The following is a 5,684-nucleotide window of genomic DNA, read 5'->3' on the forward strand; positions in this document are numbered from 1 at the left end:
CGAAGCCACGCGGCCGCGTCCATCCGCTGGCCACCATCCGGCTGAACCTCGAGCGGCTCGAATGCGCCGGCCTCCCCTATCCGCGCTCTCCAGATCGTCACGGGCCTGCCGTGGAGTTCGGCGCGAGCGCCGATGTGAGGTGACAGGGCGCGGACGCGACGGACGAGCGCGACCGGGTCGTCGTCGAGGTCGAGCTTGCGATCGTCACTAACGATCTTCTCGGCATAACTGACGCCCTCGGTCGCCTGGGGGACGAAGTGGGGCGAACTTTCTGCAAGAACGTCGTCGAGCAGTTCAACGGCGAACCGCGCCGCCTGCGCGAAGATCGCGGCAGCATCGTCCCCGTCTCCGATCGGAAACGCCCGCTGAGCCGCAATCGGGCCTGCATCGAGCTCCTTCACGGTCTCGTGAATCGTGACCCCCGTCTCGGTGTCCCCTGCGAGGATCGCACGCTCGACGGGCGCCGCGCCGCGCCAGCGGGGCAGGAGCGACGGGTGGACATTGAGCCACGCCCGCTCACCGAGAAGGTCTTCGGGGATGAGGAGACCGTACGCGCACACGACGACGGTGGGTGCACCCAGCTCGAGCCCCGACTCGGGTTCGTCCGGCTGGAGGACGGGGATGCCGAGACGCTCGGCCACGAGCTTCGCGGGAGGCGGTGCGATCCGTCGTCCGCGGCCCTGCCGCGCGTCGGGACGTGTGAGGAGGGCGGAGATCTCGTGGCGTGCGGCGAGCCGCTCCAGCACATCCGCTCCGAACGGCGCCGTTGCGGCGACCGCGATGCGGGCCACTGCTAGGGGTCTCTCCGGGAACTCCGGTGCTGCCTGCGCGAGCGAAAACCGAGCTGCGCGAGGACGCAGAGAGCTCCGATATCGGCGCATATCGGAGCGACCGAGGACGAAGCGATGCAATGCTCTTGCAGCCGACCGAGCGGTACCGAGCTCCCCGAAGCGACCACTCTCACCTCGAAAGAACGAGCCGCGGCCGCAGCTGCGCCATTGCCTCACGCCGCGACTCGGGATCGGTCCGATCGATGATCAGCTTCCCGTCGAGATGGTCGAACTCGTGCTGCACGACGCGGGCCGGCAGGCCTTCGAGCTCGAGGCGCAGCGGCAGCCCGTCGATTCCAACCCCCTCGATCGTCACCTCTACCGCTCTCTCGACCGGCATCCGCACCGGCCCGAGAGAGAGGCAGCCTTCGGCGTCGGACTCGACATCTCGGCCGGTCTTCGCGATGACCGGGTTGACGACGGCCACGTCGTCGCCGTCGTGGTTGAACACGAAGACGCGCTTGACGATCCCGACCTGCGTCGCTGCGAGCCCGACGCCGTCGGCGTCGTGCATGAGCAGGAACATCCTCTCGACCAGCATCTGTAACTCGTTGTCGAAGCTCTCCACCTCGTTGGCGCGCATCCGCAGCACAGGGTCGCCGTACTGACGGATCTGTGACAGTGCTAGCTGCCGTCGCGCGCGCGCCTCGGCATCCTCCTGTGCGGCGACGTCGGCCTCGAAGTCGACCTCGACGTCGTCGGAGCCGTGCTGATAGTCGTTGTCGTGATCGTGGGCGGTCATGCGGGCGAGTCTAGCCGCGACGCGCAAGCGAGCGCCCTCCTACAGGGACTGGGGATCGACGTCGACGACAGCCGTGAGACCACGCCGACGGAGCTCGGGGCTCGCGGCAACGAGGAGCGCTGCAGCGCGGCGCGCGAACGCCCGCGGCTCGTCCGTCTTTGCCACAAGCTGGGCGCGGTGACGACCCCGAAGTCGCAGTAGCGGTGCGGGACCGAGAATCGTGCCTCCGACGTCCTCGAGACCTGCGCGCACCTCGCGGAGCACCTGGGCAACGCCGGCTGCATCCGGCCCTGAGGCGACGATCGAGATCAGGTGACCGACGGGCGGGTAGCCCAACGCGGTTCGGCGCTCCAGCTCCTCGGTGAGGAAGCCGGTCACATCGTGCCGCTGGGCGAACTGAAACGGCATCGCGTCAGGCTGGAACGTCTGGACGAGCACGAGGCCGGGCGCGTCGCGGCCGCTTCGCCCTGCGAGTTGCGTGACGAGCTGAAACGTTCGCTCCTCGGCGCGGAAGTCGGGAATGGCGAGCCCCGTGTCCGCGTCGACGACGGCGGCGAGGTCGACGCCGGGAAAGTGGTGACCCTTCGCGACCATCTGGGTGCCAACGAGGACGGCGCGGTCGGCGTCTCTGAATCGCTCGAGCGTTTCGCGCAACGCACCCGGACGGGCGGCAGTGTCCGCATCGAGCCGGATGCGCTCGAGCTCGGGGATGCTCCGCTCGAGCTCCTTCTCGAGGCGCTGCGTACCGGCTCCGATGTGCGCGAGCTCGACCGAGCCGCACGCGGGGCACGTCTCCGGGATCGGCTCGCGATGGCCGCAGTGATGGCAGTGCAGGCCCCCGTCGCTGTGAAGAGTGAGAGCGACGTCACAGCTCCCACACCGGCGCGACAACCCGCACGCGCGGCAGTGGATCGCGGGCGTCACGCCGCGCCGATTCAGGAGCAGGATCGCCTTGCCGCCTCGCTCGGCGATGCGACCGAGCTCGGTCAGAAGTGGTGCCGAGAGCGGATAGCCGCTCTCGCGGCGCAGGTCGACGATCCGCACGCGCGGCATCGGGGCGCCGATCCTGGCAGAGAGCACGATTCGTTCGAGGGTTGCCCAGCTTTCGGGGCGCGGCGTCGCGCTCCCGTACACGGCAACGGCCCCCTCCAGTGCTGCGCGCTTCGCTGCAACGGTGCGGGCGTCGTAGCGCGGATCGGACTCCTGCTTGTACGAGGAGTCGTGCTCCTCGTCGATGATCACGAGCCCGAGGTCTGTCATCGGAGCGAAGATCGCCGAGCGCGCGCCGACGACGACGCGAGCTTCACCACGCGCGACCCGGTCACGCTCATCGCGGCGTTCTGCTTGCCCGAGCGCCGAGTGGAGGATCGCCACGGTGTCACCGAACCGCTCACGGAAACGACCGACGGTCTGCGGGGCGAGCGAGATCTCGGGCACGAGCACGATGGTGCCGAGACCGCGGGCGAGCGCGGCTTCGCACGCCTGCAGATACACCTCGGTCTTGCCGCTTCCCGTCGGCCCGACGAGCAGAAGGTGGGCCCCGACCCTCTCGTCGAGACCCTGGACGACGCGCGCCACGGCTACCGACTGATCCGCAGTCAAAGCCGCCGGACTCGGCTCTCCCGGGAGCGATTCCCGTTCGGCGGGGGACGGCCGCTCGCCGCGTGGGGCCCGCCGGACTGGCGCGACGAGCTCGAGGGCGCGGGCTGGCGTGGTGCCGTAGTAGTCGGCGATCCAGAGCGCCAGATCGACGAGAACTGGGGGTATCCCGTCGAGCACCTTCCCGATGGCGGCGAGCTTGATCCCCGAAGGTGCGTCGACGTCGACGTCGACGACCACGCCTCGTGTCACGCTCCGACCCAACCTGACCTGCACGATCGATCCTTTGCCCACTCCGTCCGGAATCTCGTAGGTGAAGGAGCGAGCGACGGCCCGTGACGAGACCAGTGGATAGACGGAGGCGAGACGCACCGATCGAGCCTAGCTCCGAGCCCGGCCGCGGCCACGCCACGCCCGCGCACGAGACGATGGCAAAACCGACGGACCGTCTGTAAGGTTGTCCTTACATGGATTGCTCGATGATCGCACTGGAGGGCGTGACCCGGCGCTTCGGGAATGTCGAGGCAGTCACAACGACGTCGCTCTGTGTCGATCGCGGCGAGGTCGTCGCGCTCCTCGGCCCCTCCGGCTGTGGCAAGACGACGCTCCTCCGCCTGATCGCCGGCTTCGAGACGCCGGATGCCGGGAAGGTCACCGTTGCCGGCGAGAACGTTGCGGGCGCGGGCTGCTGGGTGCCGCCCGAGCGAAGACGCGTCGGAATGGTCTTCCAGGACTACGCCCTTTTCCCGCACCTCACCGTCGCGAAGAACGTCGCCTTCGGACTTCCCCGCAAGGATCGTGGGGCACGCGTCCCGATGCTGCTCGCGCTCGTCGACCTCTGCGGGCTCGGCGACCGCTACCCCCACGAGCTCTCCGGGGGGCAGCAGCAGCGCGTGGCGCTCGCCCGCGCGCTCGCTCCCGCTCCGGAGGCGATCCTTCTCGACGAACCCTGGTCGAACGTCGATCCCCACCTGCGCAGTGAGTTGCGAGACGAGGTCGCCGCGATCCTCCGACCGCTCGGCGTCACCGTCGTGCTCGTGACCCACGATCGCGAGGAGGCGTTCTCGCTCGCCGACCGAATCGCCCTGATGCGCGACGGGACGATCGTGCAGCAGGGAACGCCCGAGGAGCTGTATCAGGCCCCCGCCTCACGGTGGGCCGCCGAGTTCGTGGGTGCGGCAAACTTCGTTTCCGGCACCGTGGCGGACGGCCGCGTGAACACCTCTCTCGGGTCGTTTCCGGCGAACGGCGCGTCCGGCGCGGTGAACGTGGATGTGCTCGTGCGACCCGAGCTCCTCGAGCTCGCGCCCGATCCGGCCGGTGCCGGCGAGGTCGTCGCCCGGGAGTTCCGGGGCCACGACGTCTTCTACCGGGTTGTCCTCGACGGAGTCGAACTGGTCTCGCAGCGCCCGTCCAACGAGGTCGTTCCACTCGGTTCACGTGTCTCGATCACGGTGCACAACGGTAAGGTGCCCGTCTTCCACTGACGGTTCTTGTAAGGCAGCCCTTACACAGAGTGTAAGGTGACCCTTACAACACTACGCGCACCTAACGGGGGTCACCACATGAAGCTCGTCACACTCCTTACTCTCTTCTCCACGCTCTTCGCGGTCATTGCTCTCGCAGGTTGCGGCGGCGACTCGAAGAGCGAATCGCTCACGATCTACTCCGGCCGCGAGGAAGAGCTGGTGCAGCCGCTGATCGACATGTTCGAGGAGAAGACGGGGATCGAGGTCGATGTTCGCTACGGCGAGAGCGCCGAGCTCGCTGCAACGATCGCCGAGGAAGGCGACAACTCCCCTGCCGATGTCTTCTTCGCTCAGGATCCGGGCTCACTCGGGGCGGTCGCGGGCAAGTTCGCCGAACTCCCGCAGGAGACCCTCGACCGCGTTGCCGAGCGATTTCGGGACTCCGGCGGCAAATGGGTCGGCACCTCCGGTCGAACCCGCGTACTGGCCTACAACACCGACGCTCTGACCGAAGACCAGGTACCCGATTCCGTGTTCGATCTCACCGGCCCCACGTGGAAGGGGAAGGTCGGCATTGCCCCGACCAACGCGTCGTTCCAGGCGTTCGTGACCGCCATGCGTCTCGCCGTCGGCGAGGAGAAGACGAAGCAGTGGCTGATCGACCTGAAAAGGAACGAGCCGAAGACATACGAGAAGAACACGCCGATCGTCGAAGCCCTCGCCACCGGAGAGATCGACCTCGGGCTCGTCAACCACTACTACCTGTATCTCGTCGAGGAAGAGCAGCCCGACGCGCCGATCGCGAACCACTTCCTCGCGAAGGGTGACCCGGGCGCACTCGTCAGTGTCGCCGGCGCAGGCGCGCTCGCAAGCGCGGGCAACAAGGAGGACGCAGAACAATTCATCGACTTCCTGCTCTCCGACGAGGGGCAGCGGTTCTACACGGAATCGGCCGACGAGGCCGAGTACCCGTTGGTCGCCGGCATCGGCGCCAAGGAGGGCCTGCCGCCGCTCGACTCGCTCGAAGGGCCGAGCGTCGACCTG

At 68.1% G+C, this 5,684-nt stretch carries 5 protein-coding genes; 2 read left to right on the forward strand and 3 right to left on the reverse strand.

From position 1 onward, the window contains the following. From ABIR74_RS10640 to priA, 3 genes are all read right to left on the reverse strand, one after another. Positions 1-791, reverse strand: a 791-nt coding sequence (locus ABIR74_RS10640; protein ID WP_348177882.1) for a methionyl-tRNA formyltransferase, incomplete at its 3' end; no start/stop codon positions are given. Between the two features lie 169 nt (positions 792-960). Further along, positions 961-1,572, reverse strand: coding sequence for a peptide deformylase (def, locus tag ABIR74_RS10645; protein ID WP_348177884.1), 612 nt, complete (start codon positions 1,570-1,572; stop codon positions 961-963). A gap of 39 nt (positions 1,573-1,611) precedes the next feature. Then, positions 1,612-3,543: a primosomal protein N' gene (gene priA, locus ABIR74_RS10650; RefSeq protein ID WP_348177886.1), complete on the reverse strand. Its 1,932-nt coding sequence runs from the start codon at positions 3,541-3,543 to the stop codon at positions 1,612-1,614. Between the two features lie 107 nt (positions 3,544-3,650). Between priA and ABIR74_RS10655 the strand changes: the two genes are divergently transcribed. Both ABIR74_RS10655 and ABIR74_RS10660 read left to right on the forward strand, forming a co-directional pair. Further along, positions 3,651-4,658 (forward strand): ABC transporter ATP-binding protein, encoded by a 1,008-nt coding sequence (locus ABIR74_RS10655; RefSeq protein ID WP_348177889.1) that lies wholly within the window; start codon positions 3,651-3,653, stop codon positions 4,656-4,658. 78 nt (positions 4,659-4,736) lie between these two features. Continuing rightward, a partial coding sequence (locus ABIR74_RS10660) for an iron ABC transporter substrate-binding protein (protein WP_348177892.1) occupies positions 4,737-5,684 on the forward strand: 948 nt, incomplete at its 3' end.

The sequence above is a fragment of the Gaiella sp. genome (assembly GCF_039915195.1).
GTDB lineage: Bacteria > Actinomycetota > Thermoleophilia > Gaiellales > Gaiellaceae > Gaiella.